General features: G+C 66.0%; 18 protein-coding genes, 1 tRNA gene and 1 riboswitch. Of the genes, 18 read left to right on the forward strand and 1 reads right to left on the reverse strand.

Going from position 1 to position 19,664, the window contains the following annotated elements; translation table 11 throughout:
- Positions 1 to 60 precede the first annotated feature (60 nt).
- From Ga0080574_RS07360 to Ga0080574_RS07415, 12 genes are all read left to right on the forward strand, one after another.
- On the forward strand, positions 61 to 270 hold the full coding sequence (locus Ga0080574_RS07360) for a hypothetical protein (RefSeq protein WP_076696583.1): 210 nt from the start codon (positions 61 to 63) through the stop codon (positions 268 to 270).
- A gap of 225 nt (positions 271 to 495) precedes the next feature.
- Positions 496 to 1,353: a Flp pilus assembly protein CpaB gene (cpaB, locus tag Ga0080574_RS07365; protein ID WP_076696585.1), complete on the forward strand. Its 858-nt coding sequence runs from the start codon at positions 496 to 498 to the stop codon at positions 1,351 to 1,353.
- Between the two features lie 204 nt (positions 1,354 to 1,557).
- Positions 1,558 to 2,976: a type II and III secretion system protein family protein gene (locus Ga0080574_RS07370; RefSeq protein WP_076696587.1), complete on the forward strand. Its 1,419-nt coding sequence runs from the start codon at positions 1,558 to 1,560 to the stop codon at positions 2,974 to 2,976.
- Between the two features lie 23 nt (positions 2,977 to 2,999).
- Positions 3,000 to 3,662: an OmpA family protein gene (locus Ga0080574_RS07375; RefSeq protein ID WP_237219335.1), complete on the forward strand. Its 663-nt coding sequence runs from the start codon at positions 3,000 to 3,002 to the stop codon at positions 3,660 to 3,662.
- Positions 3,663 to 3,870: 208 nt separating this feature from the next.
- Complete coding sequence (locus tag Ga0080574_RS07380) at positions 3,871 to 5,106, forward strand: CpaE/TadZ family protein (RefSeq protein ID WP_076696592.1); 1,236 nt, start codon at positions 3,871 to 3,873, stop codon at positions 5,104 to 5,106.
- 15 nt (positions 5,107 to 5,121) lie between these two features.
- Positions 5,122 to 6,555: a TadA family conjugal transfer-associated ATPase gene (locus tag Ga0080574_RS07385; RefSeq protein ID WP_076696594.1), complete on the forward strand. Its 1,434-nt coding sequence runs from the start codon at positions 5,122 to 5,124 to the stop codon at positions 6,553 to 6,555.
- Between the two features lie 3 nt (positions 6,556 to 6,558).
- The gene (locus Ga0080574_RS07390; RefSeq protein WP_076696596.1) at positions 6,559 to 7,524 is read left to right on the forward strand and encodes a type II secretion system F family protein; all 966 of its coding nucleotides are present in this window, start codon (positions 6,559 to 6,561) and stop codon (positions 7,522 to 7,524) included.
- A gap of 13 nt (positions 7,525 to 7,537) precedes the next feature.
- Positions 7,538 to 8,512 carry a type II secretion system F family protein gene (locus tag Ga0080574_RS07395; RefSeq protein WP_076696598.1) on the forward strand — a complete coding sequence of 325 codons (975 nt, stop codon included), beginning with the start codon at positions 7,538 to 7,540 and terminating at the stop codon, positions 8,510 to 8,512.
- A 4-nt stretch (positions 8,513 to 8,516) separates the two neighbouring features.
- Positions 8,517 to 9,074: a tetratricopeptide repeat protein gene (locus tag Ga0080574_RS07400; RefSeq protein WP_076696601.1), complete on the forward strand. Its 558-nt coding sequence runs from the start codon at positions 8,517 to 8,519 to the stop codon at positions 9,072 to 9,074.
- A gap of 30 nt (positions 9,075 to 9,104) precedes the next feature.
- Complete coding sequence (locus Ga0080574_RS07405; protein WP_076696603.1) at positions 9,105 to 9,965, forward strand: tetratricopeptide repeat protein; 861 nt, start codon at positions 9,105 to 9,107, stop codon at positions 9,963 to 9,965.
- A 4-nt stretch (positions 9,966 to 9,969) separates the two neighbouring features.
- A complete protein-coding gene (locus Ga0080574_RS07410; protein WP_076696605.1) occupies positions 9,970 to 10,467 on the forward strand; it encodes a prepilin peptidase in 498 nt (165 codons plus the stop codon).
- A 112-nt stretch (positions 10,468 to 10,579) separates the two neighbouring features.
- Positions 10,580 to 11,887: a DUF8689 domain-containing protein gene (locus Ga0080574_RS07415; RefSeq protein WP_076696607.1), complete on the forward strand. Its 1,308-nt coding sequence runs from the start codon at positions 10,580 to 10,582 to the stop codon at positions 11,885 to 11,887.
- A 35-nt stretch (positions 11,888 to 11,922) separates the two neighbouring features.
- On the opposite strand, the gene Ga0080574_RS07420 is transcribed toward Ga0080574_RS07415, so the two are convergent.
- Positions 11,923 to 12,324, reverse strand: coding sequence for a hypothetical protein (locus tag Ga0080574_RS07420; protein ID WP_076696609.1), 402 nt, complete (start codon positions 12,322 to 12,324; stop codon positions 11,923 to 11,925).
- Between the two features lie 185 nt (positions 12,325 to 12,509).
- Here Ga0080574_RS07420 and Ga0080574_RS07425 point away from each other — a divergent pair.
- The 6 genes from Ga0080574_RS07425 to Ga0080574_RS07450 all read left to right on the forward strand — a co-directional run bounded on the left by Ga0080574_RS07425 (position 12,510) and on the right by Ga0080574_RS07450 (position 19,660).
- A tRNA-Met gene (locus Ga0080574_RS07425) sits at positions 12,510 to 12,586 on the forward strand.
- 188 nt (positions 12,587 to 12,774) lie between these two features.
- Positions 12,775 to 12,990, forward strand: a riboswitch (cobalamin riboswitch).
- Between the two features lie 95 nt (positions 12,991 to 13,085).
- A complete protein-coding gene (locus Ga0080574_RS07430) occupies positions 13,086 to 13,499 on the forward strand; it encodes a DUF1636 family protein (RefSeq protein WP_076705769.1) in 414 nt (137 codons plus the stop codon).
- Positions 13,496 to 14,551 (forward strand): cobalamin biosynthesis protein CobW, encoded by a 1,056-nt coding sequence (gene cobW / locus Ga0080574_RS07435; RefSeq protein ID WP_076696611.1) that lies wholly within the window; start codon positions 13,496 to 13,498, stop codon positions 14,549 to 14,551. Before Ga0080574_RS07430 ends, cobW begins: the two co-directional genes overlap by 4 nt.
- A 47-nt stretch (positions 14,552 to 14,598) precedes the next feature.
- Positions 14,599 to 17,904 carry a cobaltochelatase subunit CobN gene (gene cobN, locus Ga0080574_RS07440; protein ID WP_076696613.1) on the forward strand — a complete coding sequence of 1,102 codons (3,306 nt, stop codon included), beginning with the start codon at positions 14,599 to 14,601 and terminating at the stop codon, positions 17,902 to 17,904.
- A complete protein-coding gene (gene cobG, locus Ga0080574_RS07445) occupies positions 17,901 to 19,034 on the forward strand; it encodes a precorrin-3B synthase (protein ID WP_076696614.1) in 1,134 nt (377 codons plus the stop codon). Before cobN ends, cobG begins: the two co-directional genes overlap by 4 nt.
- Positions 19,031 to 19,660: a precorrin-8X methylmutase gene (locus Ga0080574_RS07450; protein WP_076705772.1), complete on the forward strand. Its 630-nt coding sequence runs from the start codon at positions 19,031 to 19,033 to the stop codon at positions 19,658 to 19,660. Before cobG ends, Ga0080574_RS07450 begins: the two co-directional genes overlap by 4 nt.
- Positions 19,661 to 19,664: the final 4 nt, after the last annotated feature.

Consider the following 19,664-nt stretch of genomic DNA (forward strand, 5'->3'; position numbering starts at 1 on the left):
CGGACAATAGCCCCAGCGGGCAGATTTGGCTCAGAGCTGATATCGGGAGAGCTGAACAAGATGTTTAGCGTTTTGAAGGCCTTCCTCCGCAACGACGCCGGTGCCGTGACGGTGGACTGGGTCGTTCTAACCGCCTCCATGGTGTTCATGGCAGCGATTTCGTTCTACCAGATCAGAGACAACAGTGCGGCGATGGATGCGGCAACGGGGCAAGCGATTGCCGCCGAGCAGACAAATCTGTTCCCGACCGGCACGACACCGGACGAATAAGACCGCCCATACCCGTAACGCCTGAAGGGACCGCTTCGATCACGAAGCGGCCTTTGTCGTTTTTGCGCCGCCGATTTGCACGCCAGCTTTCCCACAACCAGCGCACCGGCCCCGAAAGCGGCGCAGTGCGGACCAGAATTGGCCACATTCCCGCTGTAACGATGGGGCCCGAAAGCGCCTGGCAGCAAAAGGCGCGTTCCGAGGCGAAACCCGAGAGGTAAATACATGCGACTGGTATTCGGACTTGTGCTGATCGCGGGCCTTGGCCTTGCCGGCTTTGCCGTTCATCTCGCGCAGAAGCAGTTTGGCGCCTATCAGAACGCGCTGCAACACGAGCGCCAGAAGGCGGTCCAGGCGGTGCCGACCAAACAGATCTATGTTGCGACGCGCGCGCTGAAATACGGTGAGGTTCTGACCGAAAAGGATGTGCGCCTGGCGCCGTGGCCAACCGAAATCATGCCCGAGGGCGCTTTCGACGAGGAAACCCCGCTCTTCCCGGCGGGATCCGAACCGCGCGTGGTGCTGCATGCCATGGGCAAGTTCGACGCGGTGCTCGACACGCGGGTCAGCGAGCCCGGCGGAGATGCCGGTCTGACCTCACGGCTGAGAACCGGCGAGCGTGCCTTTGCGCTCAAGGTCGACGTGGCCTCCGGCGTGTCAGGCTTCCTGCGTCCCGGCGACCGGGTGGATATCTACTGGACCGGACGCATGCCCGGCGGCGACCCCAATCTGCCGCGCGGCGATGTCACCCGACTGATCGAGACCGGCATCCGGCTGATCGCCATCGACCAAACCGCCGAGGCCGCGTCCTCCAACGCGTCCATCGCGCGCACCGTCACCGTGGCCATCAGCCCTCAGCAGGTGGCGGGGCTCGCTCAGGCGCAAAGCACCGGCCGGCTGGCGCTCTCGCTGATGGGCAGCAACGACGAAACCGTCGCCGATGTCATTGAAGTCGATCAGCGCTCCCTGCTCGGTCTGGGCGAAGTCGAGCGGCAGGCCGAGAAGCAGGCCGCCGAGGTCTGCACCACCCGCGTGCGCCGCGGCTCGGAGGTTGTCCAGATCCCCATCCCCTGTACGAACTGAGCGAATTCAGAGACTTGAGCAAGGGGCGCCCATCGGCGCCCCATCTGCTGCGGTGCCCGGCGAAAACCGGCATGTTGCGAGATACCCACATAAGGGTCCGCGCCGAAGCCATTGATTCTTGCAAAAAAACCGAAACTGACGCAGAGTCGGCTGAAATGCAGGCGGCAAGACCTGCTTCCGAGGCGTGATCGAAAGGCAGGTCACATGACAATTGACAAGTTTCTCAAGGCGGCCCTTTGCGGGCTGACTCTGGCGGCGAGCCCGCTCGCCCTCCCCGCTCAGGCGGAAAACCTGCGAGTTGTCCGGACCGGCACCGAGAGCGTTCTGAGCGTACCGATGAACCGCGCGGTCGTCGTGGAGAGCGACTCTCCCTTCGCCGAGCTTTCGATCGCCAACCCCGCCATCGCCGATATCTCGTCTCTGTCCGACCGCACCATTTATGTGCTGGGCAAGACGCCCGGAACCACGACCCTGACCATCCTCGATGCCAACGGCCAGCTGATCACCAATGTGGATGTGCGCGTCGCGGCCGATGTCACCGAATTCAAGGAACGCCTGCGCCAGATCCTGCCCAACGAAAAGATCGAGGTGCGCACCGCCAATGACGGCATCGTGCTGTCGGGCACCGTGTCGAGTGCGCAGAAACTACAGCGCGCGCTCGATCTTGCGCAGCGCTACGCCCCGGAACGGGTGTCCAACCTCATGTCGGTCGGCGGCGTGCAGCAGGTCATGCTCAAGGTGCGCTTTGCCGAGATGCAGCGGTCGGTCTCCAAGGCGCTGCGGTCCTCGCTGGCCCTCGGCGGCACGATCTTTGGCGACGATGTCGATCTTGCCAGTGAAACCGGCACCTGGCTGAGCGGCGAAAACGGGCTCGGCAATCCGGTCGAGGTGAGCGGCGACGATCAGGGCGCCCTGCTCCTTGGCTTTGACGCGGGTGGGCTCGAAGTCGGAATCCTCCTCGAAGCCCTTGAAAGCAAAGGTGTTTCCAGAACACTCGCCGAACCGAACCTGACCGCGCTATCGGGACAGGAGGCGAAATTCCTCGCCGGTGGCGAATACCCCATTCCGGTGTCGCAGGGCGACGGTGTGGTGACCGTCGAGTACAAGCCCTTTGGCGTCGAGCTGAACTTCATCCCGCGCGTGGTCGATGGCGACCTGATCAATCTGGAAATGCTTGGCGCGGTCTCCTCGATCGACAGCGCCAACGGCGTCGTTCTGGAATCCCTCAGCGTCGATGCGTTCCGGCGCCGCGAAGTCTCCACCACGGTCGAGATGCGCGATGGCGAGAGCTTTGCCATTGCCGGCCTGTTGCAGGACGACTTCCGCGATCTCAACGGCCAGGTTCCGTGGCTCGGCGACATCCCGATTCTGGGCGCGCTGTTCCGCAGCGCCGAATACCAACGCGAACAGTCCGAACTGGTGATCATCGTGACTCCGCATCTGGTCACGCCAACGCGTGGCGAGGCGCTGGCCCTGCCGACCGACCGTGTGCGCCCGCCGACCGAGAAAGACCTCTTTCTCTACGGACGCACCGCATCCGATGAAAAACGCCCGGCATCCGGAGGCGCCGCAGAGGTTGCCAAGCAGGATTTCACCGGCTCTTATGGCTATGTGATGGACTGACGACGATGCGGGGGCGCAGCAAAATGATCAGGTATAGCGTGGCCGGGCTTGGCCTTGGCCTTCTTGCGGCCTGCGGCGGCCCCGGCTCCGATCCGGTGCGGAACCAGTTTTTCGACGAGGCGGGCTCTATCGCTGACAACGGCGATTTCGGCAATTCGACGATGAACAACACCCAGATCATGAATGGCGAGCGGGCCTATGTGTTCGATCTCGGCAAGCGCTTCGCTCAGGAAGTGCCCACGATGGTCAATTTCGCCTTCAACAGCGCCCAGCTCGACTCCGGCGCGCGCGACACACTGCGCGAACAGGCCAACTGGATCCGGCAGTTCCCCGAAGTGCGTTTCCGCGTCTATGGCCACACCGATCTGGTCGGCTCCGACAGCTATAACAAGCGGTTGGGCATGGCCCGTGCACAGGCTGTGGTGGCCTATCTCGCCAGCCAGGGCATTTCGCGCTCGCGCCTCGAAGCTGTGGTTTCATACGGCGAGTCGCAGCCGCTCATCGTCACCGAGGGGCGCGAACGGCGCAACCGGCGCACGGTGACCGAAGTGTCGGGCTTTGTGAAAGGCCATCCCAACGTGCTCGACGGCAAATATGCCGAGGTGATCTATCGCGAGTACATTCGCAGTGCCGCACAGGCGACCACCTTGTCGGGCACCGGCGATGCCGGCGGCGGCGACTCCTAACTCTGCAGCGCCGATACCGTCCGGCAATACCGTACAATTACGGTTTTTCGGCCCAAATGTTGCCTACATTCTGAAGGATCTTACCCAAGAAGGGAGAATTGTGCCGACGCGACTCGGCACAAGGGCCCTGGAAAGCGGGTAAAAGCCTAATCGACTGCCTTTGCCTTTGCCGCCCGGGACCGCCCTATAAGGTAAAGGATGAGAGGCAATGACGAGTACACCTGCGCTGCACAGCGATCCCAGCCCGATCGTGGCCTGCACAATCAGCCGGAACGTGCAGGATTTCGATCTTCTCATCGAAGACATGGAAGACCTGCTCGGCGAAGGCTGGGGCGATCTCGGTTTCGGCGAAGCGCTGGCCTTCCTGCGCCAGCCCGACGCGCAGGGCCTCGAATTCGTCGCGCTGGCCATTGACGAGGAGGACGAGGACGAGCTCGGCCTTCTCTCCGAGGTGATTGCGGCGGCCAAGGCGCGCGATGTCAAGGTGGTCCTGATCGCCGAGGACGTGACCCCGGCGGCGCTGCACCAGCTTCTGCGTGGCGGCGCCGATGAATTTGTCCCCTATCCGCTTCCCGAAGGCGAGCTTGCCGCCGCGGTAGAGCGGCTGCGCCAGCGCCCCGCGGTGCTTCAGACCGCACGCTCCGAAGGTGTGCAACTGTCAGGCGGCGGTGACGGGGTTTTGATCGCCGCGCAGGGCATGTGCGGCGGCTGCGGTGCGACCACCTTTGCGGTCAACCTCGCCTGGGAACTGGCCACGGTGACGAAAGAGCGCGCGCCGCGGGTCTGCCTGCTCGATTTCGGGCTGCAATTCGGCTCGGTCGCCACCTATCTCGACCTGCCCCGCCGAGAGGCGGTGCTGGAGCTTCTGAGCGATATCGACGCGATGGACGGCGACAGCTTCGGTCAGGCATTGGTGACCTTCGAGGACAAGCTCCAGGTCCTGACCTCGCCCGCGGATGTGATTCCGCTCGACATGATCACCCCCGAGGAGGTGAAAGCCCTGCTCGACGTGGCCCGCGAGCATTTCGACTACGTCGTCGTCGACATGCCGGGCACTCTGGTCCAATGGACCGAGACCGTGCTGCTCGAGGCACAGGTCTATTTCGCCCTGCTCGAACTCGACATGCGCTCTGCCCAGAACACACTGCGGCTCAAGCGCGCGCTCCAGGCAGAAGAACTGCCCATCGACAAGCTGCGCTTTGTGCTGAACCGCGCGCCGAAATTCACCGACCTCCAGGGCAAGAGCCGCGCCAAGCGCATGGCCGAAAGCCTCGGCATCCGCCTTGACGTGCATCTGCCCGATGGCGGCAAGGCCGTGGCCATGGCCGGCGATCACGGCATGCCGCTGGCTTCCAGCGCGCCCAAGAACCCGCTGCGCAAGGATATCGCGAAACTGGCGGCAGAGCTTCACAGCATCGGTCAGACCGATGCGGAAGCCGCCTGAGAAGGAGCCTGATCCATGTTCTCCCGCTACAAGAAAACCGCCGTCAAACAGGCCGTGCCGGTCGCCGAAGCGCCCCGGCCGGCACCGGCTGCCACGGCGACGAAACCCAGCTCGCGCCGCAAGCCGATGGCCAAGAAAGCCGCCGAGGTCGAGCCGCAGGACCGCGAAAAGAAACGCAAGGAGCGGTTGGGCGATATCAAGCTCGAACTGCACCGCGCGCTGCTCGACAATCTCAACCTCGCGGCCATCGACCAGGCCAGCGAAAAGGAGCTGCGCGAGGAAATCGGCGCCATTGTCGCCGAGACGCTGAACGAAAAAAGCATCGTTCTGAACCGCGAAGAGCGAACGACGCTGAACCAGGAGCTTTACGACGAGGTCAAGGGGCTCGGCCCGCTGGAAACGCTGCTTCAGGACGACACCGTTTCCGATATTCTCGTCAACGGTCCGCACCAGATCTTCATCGAACGCAACGGCAGACTCACGCTCTCGGACGTGGTGTTCAAGGACGAGCGCCACCTGATGCGCATCATCGACAAGATCGTCTCGGCCGTTGGCCGGCGCGTCGATGAATCGAACCCCTATGTCGATGCCCGCCTTGCCGACGGCTCGCGTTTCAACGCCATGGTGCCGCCCATCGCGGTCGACGGCTCGCTGGTGTCGATCCGGAAGTTCAAAAAAGACAAGCTGTCGATCGACGACCTGATCAATTTCGGCGCGTTCAGCGAGGAAATGGCGGTGTATCTGCAAGCTGCCGTCGCCACCCGGCTGAACGTGATCGTCTCGGGCGGCACCGGTTCGGGCAAGACCACCACGCTCAACGCGCTGTCCTCCTTCATCGACGACAGCGAGCGGATCCTGACCATCGAGGATACGGCGGAACTCCAGCTCCAGCAGACCCATGTGGGCCGGATGGAAAGCCGACCGCCCAACGTCGAAGGCAAGGGCGCCGTCACTCCGCGCGACTGTCTCAAGAACGCGCTGCGGATGCGTCCCGACCGTATCATCGTCGGCGAGACGCGCGGCGAGGAAGTGATCGACATGCTTCAGGCCATGAACACTGGCCATGACGGCTCGATGACCACGATCCACGCCAACTCCGCCCGCGACGGTATCAGCCGGATGGAGAACATGATCGCGATGTCCGGTGTGGAGATGCCGCTCAAGGCGATGCGGTCGCAGATCTCTTCGGCCGTGAACCTCATCGTGCAGGCCTCGCGCCTTCAGGACGGCTCGCGCCGGATGACCTCGATCACCGAGATCACCGGCATGGAGGGCGATGTGATCTCCATGCAGGAGCTGTTCCGCTTCCAGCGCGTGGGCCTGACCCCCGACAACAAGATCATCGGCCACTTCACCGCCACCGGCGTGCGCAGCCACTATTCAGAGCGCTTCAAGATGTGGGGCTACGATATCCCGCCGTCGGTATACGAACCTTTCCGCCCGGAGTAAGCCATGCTGTCCGCAGAACTGATCATCTACGGTTTGATCTTCGTCGGCGTCCTCGTACTGGTCGAGGGCGTCTATCTCGTGGCCTTCGGGCGCACGATCAGCCTCAACAGCCGGGTCAACCGCCGGCTGGAGATGCTCGACAAGAACGTCAACCGCGAAGAGGTGCTCGCCAAGCTCCGCAAGGAGATGGACCAGCACCTGGAAAGCCGCGGCATCCCGCTCTATTCGCTGCTCGCCGACCGGGCGCAGAAGGCGGCCATCGCCTTCACCCCGAACCAGCTCATCGGAATCATGGCGGGTGTCAGTGTCTTTGCCTTTCTGGGCCTCACCCTTGGCACCGAGGCCGGCCTGCCCGTGCGTCTGGTGATGGGCGTGGGCATGGGCGTCGGCGGCGTGTTCATGTGGGTCAACCACAAGGCCAAGAAACGCCTCGCGCTGATCGAGGAACAGCTTCCCGACGCGGTGGAACTCATGGTGCGCTCGCTGCGGGTCGGACACCCGTTCAGCTCGGCCATCGCTGTCGTCTCGCGCGAGATCAAGGATCCGCTGGCCACCGAATTCGGCGTCATTTCGGATGAATCCACCTATGGCCGCGATATCGGCGAAAGCCTCAAGCACATGGCCGAGCGGCTGGACATGCAGGATCTGCGCTTCCTCGCCGTGGCGGTCTCGATCCAGCAGCAATCCGGCGGCAACCTCGCCGAGATCCTCGACGGGCTCGCCAAGGTGATCCGCTCGCGTTTCCGGCTGTTCCGCCGGGTCAAGGCGATCACCGCCGAGGCGCAGTGGTCGGGCAAGTTTCTTTCGGGCTTTCCGGTCGCCGTGCTGCTGATCATCCAGCTGACCGATCCGCATTACTACGACGAGGTGATCGACCACCCCTGGTTCATTCCCGCCTGTTTCCTCGTGGCGATCTTCCTGGCGCTGAACGTCATCGTCATGCGGATGCTCGTGAACATCAAAGTCTGAAAGGCCGCGTTCCATGTTCGACACGCTCAATACCATGATCACGGAGGCGCTCGGCCCGGCAGGCCCGCTGATGGTTGTCGCGGGGCTGGCCTTTCTGCTGATCGTCGCCACCATCCCGATGCTTCTGAGACAGAAGCCCGACCCGATGGACAAGCTCGCCAAGAGCGGTCGCGCCCGGATGGATGCGGAAACCAAAGCGATTCTGCGCGACAACCGCCGCCACGCCAAGCTCAACAAATACGCCCAGTATCTCGAACCGCAAAGCGCCGAGGAGCTTGGCCAGATGCGGCTCAAGCTGTTGCAGGCGGGCTATCGCACCAAGGATGCGGTGCGGCTCTATTTCCTGGCGCAGATGGTGCTGGGCATCGGGCTGCTGATCGTCGGCACGGTCTATTACTTCCTTTTCAAGGACGGCCCGGACGCCACGCTGCAAACCAAGCTGATGTATATCATCGGCCCCGGCGCCATTGGCTACCTGGCCCCGAAATACTGGGTCACCAAGCGCGTCGAGGAACGCAAGAAACAGATCGAAGAGGGCTTTCCCGATGCGCTCGACATGATGCTGGTCTGCGTCGAGGCGGGCCAATCGCTCGACCAGTCCATCGTGCGCGTGGCACGCGAGATTCGTGCTTCCTATCCCGCCCTGGCCGACGAATTCGAGATCATCAGCCACGAGATGAAGGCCGGTAAGGACAAGCGCAGCGTGCTCAGCGACATGGGCGAGCGCTGCGGCGTGCAGGACGTTGCCTCTTTTGTCACCGTTCTCAACCAGGCCGCGAGCTTCGGCACCTCGATTGCCGACGCGCTGCGGGTCTACGCATCGGAAATGCGTGACAAAAGGGTCATGCGTGCCGAAGAAAAGGCAAACAAGCTGCCGACAAAGATGACGCTGACCACTATGATGCTCACGGTGCCGCCGCTGCTGATCATCCTTGTGGGTCCGTCGGTGATGAGCATCACACAGCTTGGGAATCTCAGTTTCAACTGACGCGATGAAATTCGGCCTGACCGCCTGCCTGACACTTCTGCTGCTGGCCGCCTGTTCCACGGGCGGCCCGTTCGCAACCGACGACCCGATCTACGCTCCCGCCATCGACCCCCGCGGCGAGGCGGTGGACGGGCTGGTTGTGGGCCATCAGCTCATGGAGGCCGGCGAATACGAGCTGGCGCTCGAAGCCTATACCCGCGCCGCCGGCCGGCACGGGCTGACCGGCGAGGTCCTTACCTCGCTCGGCTCGGCCAATCTCGGGCTTGGCCGGCTCAATCAGTCGGAGCGGCTGCTGCGCCAGGCGGTGGAGGCCGAACCCGAATGGGCCGAGGCCTGGAACAATCTCGGAGTGGTGCTGCTCGAACGCGGCAAGACCGCCGAAGCGGCGGAGGTGTTCCGGCGCGCCTATGCGCTCGACAATGGCGAAAGTGACGCAATCCGCGACAATCTGCGCTTGGCGCTCGCAAAAATCGAAAATCCCGGCTATGCTGGCTCCGAACAACAAGATTACAGGCTCGAGCGGCGGGGGAGCGGAACCTATCTGATCCGTCGCATCGGCTGATGAGGCAAGAGCAGTAAAAGGACGCAACAAATGCGCCACCCTATCCTTGTGATCCTCTGCGCCGCAGGGGTCGTTACCCTTTCCGCCTGTGAAAAGACGATAGACAAGGACGCGGTCGACCGCGAATTCGCTGGTGTGAACGCCATCGACGGCACCGGCCTGAACGACGTCATGCTCAAGGCGGCAGACCCCACGGAAGCCGCCGCCTATTTCCAGCGCGCCAACAAGATCGACCCGGGCCGGATCGACCTGATGCGCGGGCTGGCGCAGTCTCTGGTCCGTGCCAAGCGCAGTCAGGAAGCCACCATCGCCTGGGGCCGCGTCGTGGATCACGAGGACGCCACCAACGAGGACCGCGTGGCGCTGGCCGATGCGCTGATCCGCAACAACGACTGGGAAAAGGCCGAGCAGGTCCTGACCTCCATCCCGCCGACACACGAGACCTATCAGCGCTACCGGCTTGAGGCGATGATCGCCGACAGCCACAAGGACTGGAAGAAGGCCGACAGCTTTTACGAAACCGCCGTGGGGCTCACCACCCGTCCCGCGCCGGTGCTCAACAACTGGGGCTATTCCAAGCTGAGCCGTGGCGAGTACGCCAGCGCCGAAAAGATGTTCTACGACACGCTGCGCCACGACCCGTCCATGTTCACCGCCAAGAACAACCTGGTTCTGGCGCGCGGCGCCCAGGGCAACTACACCCTTCCGGTGATGCAAATGACCCAGATCGAGCGCGCCGAGCTGCTGCACACCCTCGGCCTGTCCGCGATCAAGCGCGGCGATGTCGAGATCGGCAAGGGGCTGCTGCGCGATGCGATCGAAACCCATCCGCAGCACTTCGACGCGGCATCGACGGCGCTGGCAGCGCTGGAAACCAGTATCTCCAACTGATCCGATGCTGTCGATTTCCGCCGCCTCCGCGATCTGGTTTGCCCCTTTCGTGATTCCGATCTGTCTCTATGTCTGCTTTACCGACATGCGCGAGCTGCGGATCACCAACCAGGCCAACCTGGCGCTGTTCGTGATCTTTGTCGCGGTCGGGCTGATCGCCCTGCCCTTCGACGCCTATCTCTGGCGCTATACGCATTTCGCCGCGGTTCTGGTTGCCGGCATCGCGCTCAATGCCGGGGGGGTGATGGGCGCGGGCGATGCAAAATTCGCCGCCGCCGCCGCGCCGCTGGTGCATGTCGGCGATCTGCGCTTTCTGATGGCGCTCTTCGCGGTGACGCTGCTGGCCGCCTTTCTCAGCCATCGCATTGCGAAATGGTCGGGGCTGCAACGGCTCGCGCCCGAATGGAAAAGCTGGTCGAGCGGCAAGCGCTTTCCCATGGGCCTCGCGCTTGGCGGCACGCTGGCGCTCTATCTGATCCTGGGGATCTTCTACGGAAGCTGAGGATTTCGGCGCGGGCCGTCACAGGCCGCTGCATTTCCCAAGCCCGGCCCATCTCTTGCCACAAAGCTGTTGTTTCTTCGGCGGCAACAGATCCGAACAGGGCCTTGCAGAGATGAATATGGAACCCAGCGCCGTCATGGCGCCGCCGCCGCCGAAACGCCTGGACGAGATGAACCTCTCGCCGATCTTCATGCGTGACATCATGCTGAAGACCATCTTCCGCAAGAACGCCAACACGGTCACCGATCTGTCCAAGGCGGTCTGTCTGCCGATGGGCATCACGCAGGAGCTGATCGACCTGGGGCGCTCGCAGGGGCTGCTCGAGGCGATGGGCACGCTCAGCGCCAATGCCGGCAACGAGATGAGCTATCAGCTTACCGATTCCGGCAAGGCGCGCGCGCTCGACGCGCTGTCGCAGTCGGAATATTTCGGCCCGATGCCGGTGCCGCTCGATCTCTATGCCGAGCAGGTCAAGCGCCAGTCGATCCGCAATATCCAGATCACCCGCGACCAGCTGCTCGGCGCCATGGGCCATCTGGTGCTGCCCGAACATCTGATCTCGCATCTCGGCCCCGCCGTCGGCGCCGGGCGCTCGATCCTGATGTACGGCCCTCCGGGCAATGGCAAATCCTCGATTTCCAATGGCATCCGCGACGCCATCGGCGACAAGATCTACGTGCCGCGCGCCATCGAATATTCCGGTCAGGTGATCTCGGTCTACGACCCGATCGTGCATTCCGCCGCCGAAACCGCCGAGGACGACCCCACACGCCTGCGCCGCAACAACCGGTTCGACACGCGCTATGTGCTCTGCGAGCGCCCCACCGTGATCACCGGCGGCGAGCTGTCGCTCGACATGCTGGATCTGGTCTATAACCCCACCGCACGGACCTATCAGGCGCCGCTTCAGCTCAAGGCCACGGGCGGCATCTTCATCGTCGACGACCTGGGGCGTCAGGCGGAACCGCCGCAAAAGCTGGTGAACCGCTGGATCGTGCCGCTGGAGGAAAACAAGGATATCCTCGCGCTGCAATCGGGCGAGAAATTCGAGGTGCCCTTCGACACGCTTGTGATCTTCTCGACCAACTTCCACCCCAACGAGATCTTCGACAAGGCGGCGCTGCGGAGGATCTTCTTCAAGATCAAGATCGACGGCCCGAACCAGGAGGATTTCCTCAAGATCTTCGCGCTGGTCGCCCGCAAACGCAAAATGCAGCTCGACGAGGCATCGCTGGTGCACCTGCTCAAGACGAAATATCCCTCGATCGACAATGTCTACGCCAACTACCAGCCGCTGTTCCTGATCGACCAGATGATCTCGGTCTGCGACTTCGAAGGCCTGCCCTACAAGATGACGCCCGAGCTGGTGGATCGCGCCTGGGCGAACATGTTCGTGCGCGACGAGACGATCGTGAAATAACGCGGCGCCGGCGCTGCCGCGCCGCGCGCCCCTGTTCACTGGATCGACAGGTCGAGCTCGTATGCCACGGTCTTGCCGGCGTCCTGGTCATTGCCCATGAGATAGACGCGAATGGTGTAAGTGCCCTTCTCGGGCAATTCGACCGTCGTCGCGTTGCCGTTGATCGAGCTGTTATAAATCGCCACGTTGTCGCTGCCGGGCGGCAGGATGTTGAAATAGGCCGAGCCGGAACTGTCGAGCTCGACGAACATCTCCTGCCCCTGCCCGGCGCCCAGCCTGTAATCGTGGTAATCGTGCCCCGTCACCTCGCCGCCGACATGCGTGCCGTACTGCCCTTTCGGGAAATGCACATCGCTGACCATCTGCGCCGCCGCCAGCGCCGGCCATGCCGTAACCAGCGCCATGCCGAGCGCCAAAGACCTGATATTGCGTTTCATCCTGTCTCCTCCCCTTCCGTTTCGGAAGCCGATCATACCCCGTTTCGGCGCCGTCACGAACGAAAATCATCGGCACGTATCGGGACGAGCAGCACCTCTGGCGACTGGCGGCGTTTTGGCGCGGAAACCCGCATTTTTCCGCTTGACGGTTCGCCCCCGCTATCATACCCACCGCTCCACGGTTTGGCGGAGTAGCTCAGTTGGTTAGAGCAGCGGAATCATAATCCGCGTGTCGGGGGTTCAAGTCCCTCCTCCGCTACCATTTCCCCCCCGAAAATCTTTGTTCGCGAGCTTCGCAAGTCGCGCTGTCCGGCGCCAAGTCGGTCAAATCGCCTTTTGCGGACGCGATCACGCTTGCCCGATGCCCGTGCTCGCGCCGACACCCGGATGCCGCAACCATGCCGCAGGTGTCCACAGACCCCACCGGCTTGACAATGCGGCGCAATCGGGCGCAACTGCCGGCACGCTGGTGCCTGTGAGAACAGGTGAAAAGGGAATGTGCCAGCCCGGGCAACCGGGTCAAGCACAGCCGCCCCCGCGACCGTGACCGGAGAGGTCGCCCAAAGCCACTGGCATCGTGCCGGGAAGGATGGGCAACCGCAGGAGAGGCCGAAAGGCGCTCTGAAATCCGCAAGCCGGGAGACCTGCCAGCGTAAGACGACTTGCAACCGGACGGGGTGTTCCGGTGTCGGGAACGCTGTTCGCGAACGGACTCCTCCCGCCATCTGACCCGCGTCCCATGATACATGGGACCGAACAACATGACAGACGCGGCCCTATCGCCGCCCGCGCAGACCGAGCTGCTGGTCTGCATCAAATGCCGCCGTGGCGGCGCGGCGCCGGCGGATGCGCGCCGGCCCGGACGCCGGCTCTATGACAGGCTGAGCGACGCAACGCTGCCCGAGGGCGTCACGCTGCGCGCCGTCGACTGCATGCAGAACTGCGATCACGGTTGCAGCGTCGCCCTGCGCGGCGGCACGCGCTGGACCTATCTCTACGGCAATCTCGACGAGGGCGGCCCGCTGGAGCCGCTGCTCGACGGGCTGGAGCGCTACCACGCCACGGCTGACGGGCTGATCCCCTGGCGCCAGCGTCCGGAGCATTTCAAGCGCAACTGCATCGCCCGCATTCCCCCCGCCGTCTTTTCCGATCCGCTTCAGGAGGCCGACCAATGAGCAATCTCGCAAAACTCCCCGTCACCGTCATCACCGGCTTTCTCGGCTCGGGCAAGACCACGCTCGTGCGCGAGCTGATGCGCAACCCCGGCGGCAAGCGGCTCGCCGTGGTGGTCAACGAATTCGGCGATGTCGGCGTCGATGGCGAGATCCTCAAGAGCTGCGCCATCCCCGACTGCCCGGCGGAGAACATCATGGAACTGGCCAATGGCTGCATCTGCTGCACCGTGGCCGACGACTTCATCCCCACCATCGAGGCGCTGATGGCGCTCGACCCGCGCCCCGATCACATCCTGATCGAGACCAGCGGGCTGGCGCTGCCGAAGCCGCTGCTCAAGGCTTTCGACTGGCCCGATATCCGCTCGCGCATCACCGTGGACGGGGTGATCGCGCTGGCCGATGCCGAGGCGGTGGCGGCGGGGCGCTTTGCGCCGGATGTGGCACGGGTCGATGCCCAGCGCGCCGCCGATGACAGTCTCGACCACGAGACCCCGCTTTCGGAGGTGTTCGAGGATCAGATCTCCTGCGCCGATATCGTGCTGCTGACCAAGCCCGACCTCGCCGGCCCCGAAGGCGTGGCGCAGGCCAAGGCGGTGATCGCCGCCGAGGCGCCGCGCCCGATCCCGGTGGTCGAGGTGGCCGAGGGCGTGGTCGATCCGCGGGTGATCCTGGGGCTGGAGGCCGCCGCCGAAGACGACATGGACGCCAGGCCCAGCCATCACGACGGCGCCGCGCCCCACGACCATGACGATTTCGATTCGGTGGTGGTGGAGATCCCCGAGCTGGCCGATCCGGCGGCGCTGGTCGGCGCCATCGAAACCCTGGCGCGGGAACGCAACGTCCTGCGCGTCAAGGGTTATGCTGCGGTCGCGGGCAAGCCCATGCGGCTGCTGGTGCAGGCGGTGGGCGCGCGTGTGCGTCACCAGTACGACCGCCCCTGGGGGTCAGACGAGCCGCGCCGGGGCCAGCTTGTGGTGATCGCAGAGCATGACGATATCGACCCGGCGGCGATCTCCGCCGTGCTGGGCGCGATCTCCGAAGCGGCGGAATGACCTGAGGGCGCCGGGGGCCTCCCCCCCCGGCGCGACCGGAGCCAGCGATGCACATCCTCTTTCGCGAAAGCCACGGGCTCGAAGAAACCGAGACCCCGACCGACCTGGGCCAGAGCCCGGCGGATCTGGTGGTGCTGTCCTTCTCCGACAGCGATCTCGGCGCCTTTGCCGGCGCCTGGCATCGCGGCGGCGGGCGCGAGGGACGGCTGCCGACGCTGCGGCTGGCAAGTCTTGCGGCGCTGAAACATCCGCTCTCGGTCGACACCTATGTCGAGCAGACGCTGGAGGGCGCCAAGGGCATCCTGATCCGGCTGATCGGCGGCATGCCCTACTGGGCCTACGGGCTGCAACAGGTGCGCGCGCTGGCCGAGCGCAGGGGCATCGCGCTGGCGGTGCTGCCCGCCGACGGACGCCCCGATCCGCGCCTCGATGCGCAGTCCACCGTGCCGGTCTCGACCCTGCGGCGCCTCGCCCAGCTCTGCGATGCGGGCGGCGTGGTGGCGGCGCAGGCGGCACTGGCGCAGCTCGCGCTGGCGGCGGGGCTCTATGCCGGGCCGGTGCGCGGCGCCAAACATGTGCCCGAGGTCGGCGCCTGGCTGCCCGAACACGGGGTCTGCTGCCCGCTGCTCCTGCCCGCGCGCGCCGAAAGCGACAACGCGCCGCGCGTGCTGCTGGTCTTTTACCGCTCCTATCTCGTCGCCGACGATCTCGCGCCGCTGGAGACGCTGGCGGCGGCGTTCCGGGCGCGCGGCTATGGTGTGATGGGGCTTTTCGCGCCCTCGCTCAAATCGCCCGACGCGGCGGGCTGGCTGCGCCGGCAGGTGGCGCAGCTCGCTCCCGATGCCATCGTCAACGCCACCGCCTTTTCCGGCATCGGCAGCACGGGCAGCTCGCCGCTCGACGCCGGTGGCGTGCCGGTGTTTCAGGTGGCGCTGGCGACCTCCGACCGCAAGGCCTGGTCGGAGGCGGCGCGCGGTCTCTCGCCCGCCGATCTCGCCATGCATGTGGTGCTGCCCGAGGTCGATGGGCGGCTGAGCGGCGGCGTGATCTCCTTCAAGGAGCCCGCCCCCCGCGACCCGGATCTGCAATTCTCCCGGCAGGCGCACCGCCCCGCGCCCGAACGTGTGGCGGCGACGGTCAACCGTGTCGATGGCTGGCTGCACCTCGCCCGGACGCCGCGCCACGAGCGGCGCGTCGCGCTGATCCTGTCGACCTATCCCGGCAAGGACTGGGCGCTTGGTCACGCGGTCGGGCTCGACGCCCCGGCCTCCGCCCGCGCCATCCTGAGCGATCTCGCGACCGAGGGCTATGACGTGGCACCGGCGGAGAACGACCTGCCGCAACGCCTGCTGGCACGCGAGACGGGCTGGGATCTCGACGCCTACAAGACCGCACTCGCCACCCTGCCCGAGCCGCTGCAAAACGACCTGCACGAAACCTGGGGCGCGCCCGAGGACGATCCCGACATCACCGACGGCAGCATCCGCTTCGCCGCGATCCGGCAGGGCAAGGCGCTGGTGGCGCTGCAACCGGAGCGCGGCCTGCCCGGCGCGCGCGACGACGAGTATCACGATCTCGCCCGGACGCCGCGCCACGCCTATGTCGCCTTCTATCTCTGGCTGCACCGGCAGGCCGACGCACTGGTCCATATCGGCGCCCATGGCACGCTGGAATGGCTGCCGGGCAAATCCGTCGCGCTCTCTGCCGAATGCTGGCCCGAGGCGCTGACCGGCGCGCTGCCCGTGCTCTACCCGTTCATCGTCAACGACCCCGGCGAGGCGGCACAGGCAAAGCGCCGCATCGGCGCGCTCACGCTGGGCCATATCCCGCCGCCGCTGCGCCGCAGCGGCACGCCGCAGCGCCTGTCGCGGCTCGAAGCGCTGCTCGACGAGTTCTCCAATGCCGACGGGCTCGACCCGAAACGCCGCGACCGGCTTCAGGAGGACATTCGCGGCGAGGCGCAGGCGCTTGGGGTCGAGCGCGATCTGGGGCTCGACCGCGCCTCTTGCCCACATGAGGCGATCACCCGCATCGACCGCTTCGTCTGCGATGTGAAGGACAGCCAGTTCGGCGAGGGGCTGCATGTCTGGGGCCGCGACGCGCGCCCCGGCACCGGTTTCGAGACCGGCCCCTCGACCCGCGCCGAACGGCAATCGCTGCTCGACGCGCTCGACGGCAGGCGGATCGCGCCCGGCCCCTCGGGCTCGCCCTATCGCGGGCGCAGCGACGTGCTGCCCACCGGGCGCAACCTCTTCACCACCGATCCGCGCTCGGTGCCCACACGGGCGGCCTATGCGCAGGGCGGCAAGCTCGCCGAGGAGCTGATCCGCCGCCACCTTCAGGACGAGGGCGATTACCCGCGCGGGCTGGTCGTCGATCTCTGGGGCTCGGCCACCATGCGCACGGCGGGCGAGGATTTCGCCATGGCGCTGCATCTGCTGGGGGTGCGCCCGGTCTGGGACGAAGGCTCGGAGCGGGTGAGCGGCATCGAGGTGCTGCCCATCGCCGAGCTCGACCGCCCGCGCATCGACGTGACGCTGCGGGTCTCGGGTCTGTTCCGCGACGTCTTCCCGACGCTCTCGGCGCTCTTTGCCCAGGCGGTGCGGGCGCTGGCGGCGCGCGACGAGGCGCCGGACTGGAACCCCTATGCCGGGCGCGCCGATCTCGCCCGGGTCTACGGGCCGGCGCCGGGCAGTTTCGGGCTCGGCATGGGCGCATCGCTGGAGGATTACAGCGACGCGGCCCGCCGCGCGGCGGGCGAGGCCTGGCTCGCCGCCAGTGCCTGGGCGCTCGACGGAGACCAGGCGCAGCGCGACCTGCCGGGCATTCATGCGCGCGTCAAGCAGGCCGAGGGCTTTGTCCATAGCCAGGATCTGCCCGAGACCGATCTGCTGCTCGCCGCCGATTACGCCGGGCATGAGGCGGGCTTTGCCGCCGCGCAGGCCGTCGCCGGGGGCGACGCCCAGCTCTATCACCTCGACAACACCGATCCCGACCGGCCCCGCGCCCGCGCCCTGCCCGAAGAGATCGCCCGCGTGGTGCGCGCCCGCGCCGCCCACCCGGGCTGGATCGCCGGCATGCGCGACCACGGCTTTCGCGGCGCCGCCGAGATTGCTGCAACGCTCGATCACATGGCGGCCTTCGCCCATCTCTCGGGCGCCGTCGCGCCGCATCTCTTCGATCTCTACTACGCCGCAACGCTCGCCGATCGCGACACCGATCGCTTTCTGCAAGAGACCAACCCCGAGGCGCGCGCCGCGATGCTCGCGCGCTTCCGGGCACTGCTTGACGCCGGGCTCTGGCAGACGCAAAGCAACTCGCTCCGCATGCAACTCATGGAGGACGACGCATGAGCGAGCCACAGGTCAAGGGATGGTGTCCGGGGGCGCTGCGCCCGATGATGTCGGGCGACGGGCTGGTGATCCGCGTGCGCCCGCGTCTGGCCCGGCTGGAGGCGGCGCAGGCGCTGGGGCTCTGCGATCTGGCGCAGCGCTATGGCAATGGCAGCCTCGATCTCACCAGCCGCGCCAATCTCCAGATCCGGGGCGTTGCGCCAGACGACCATGAGGCGTTGATGGCGGCGCTGGGCGGGCTCGACCTGCTCGACACCGATCCCGAGACCGAGCGCCGCCGCAATATCCTCGTCACGCCGTTCTGGCAGCGCGGCGACCGCAGCGCACGGCTGGCGCGGGCGCTGACCGAGGCTTTGCCGGAGCTGCCCGAGCTGCCCGCCAAGGTGGGCTTTGCCGTCGATACCGGGGCGCAGCCGGTGCTCGTCGATGCCCCTGCCGACTTCCGTTTCGAGCGCAGCCAGGGCGGGCTGCTCCTGCGCGCCGACGGCTGGGCGCTGGGGCGCCCGGTGACCGATGACAGCGCGATCCCCGCGCTGATCGAGCTGGCGGAATGGTTCGACGCCCATCGCAGCCCCGAGCGCCGCCGCATGGCGCAGGTGCTGGCCGCGACACCGCTGCCCGACGCCTGGGCCAGCACCGCGCCAAAGCAGCGCGCAGCACTGCCGCAGCCGGGCGCGCATGCGCTCGGCGCACTGCTGGGCGCCCCCTTCGGCCAGATCGGCGCCGAGCCCCTCGCCCGCCTGCTGCACGAGACCGGCGCCCCGGCACTGCGCCTCACCCCATGGCGGCTTTTCCTGCTGGAAGGCGCGGCCATGCCGGAAACGGATGATTTCGTCACCGACCCCGGCGATCCGCTGCTGCGCGCCGATGCCTGCGCCGGCGCGCCCTTCTGCCCGTCCGCCAGTGTCGAGACCCGCGCGCTGGCGCGTGCGCTCGCCCCGCGCGTCCCGGGCCGGCTGCACGTCTCGGGCTGCGCCAAGGGCTGCGCCCGCGCCGCCCCCGCCACGGTCACCCTCACCGGGCGTGACGGCGTCTTCGACCTCATCCGCGACGGCTGCGCCGGCGACACGCCACAGCGGACCGGCCTCACCTCATCCGATCTTCAGAGCAACAGCGAATGGCTGCGATGACCTATACATATGAAACCGACGGCGCGGCGATCTACCGGCAGTCCTTTGCAACGATCCGCGCCGAGGCCGCGCTCGGCGGCTTCGCCCCCGACGAGGAACAGATCGCCGTGCGGATGATCCACGCGGCGGGCATGGTCGGGCTGGAGCGCCATATCCGCTTTTCGCCGGGCTTTGCCGAGACGGCCCGCACGGCGCTCGAAGACGGCGCGCCGATCCTCTGCGACGCGCGCATGGTGAGCGAGGGCATCACCCGCCCGCGCCTGCCCGCCGGCAACGCGGTGATCTGCACGCTCCAGGACAAGCGCGTGCCCGACCTCGCCGCCCGCATGAGCACCACCCGCTCCGCCGCCGCGCTGGAGCTGTGGCGCCCGCATCTCAGCGGCGCGCTGGTGGCCATCGGCAACGCGCCCACGGCGCTGTTTCACCTGCTGAACATGCTCGAAGACCCGGATTGCCCGCGGCCTGCGGCGATCATCGGCTGCCCGGTGGGCTTTGTCGGCGCGGCAGAGAGCAAGGCGGCGCTCTGGGCCGACCAGCCCGAGCCCTGCTGCATCGTCGAGGGCAGGCTCGGCGGCAGCGCCATCACCGTCGCCGCCATCAATGCCATCGCGAGCCGCGCCGAATGAACGC

Origin of the sequence: Salipiger abyssi (assembly GCF_001975705.1) — a bacterium.
Classification (GTDB): Bacteria; Pseudomonadota; Alphaproteobacteria; order Rhodobacterales; family Rhodobacteraceae; genus Salipiger; species Salipiger abyssi.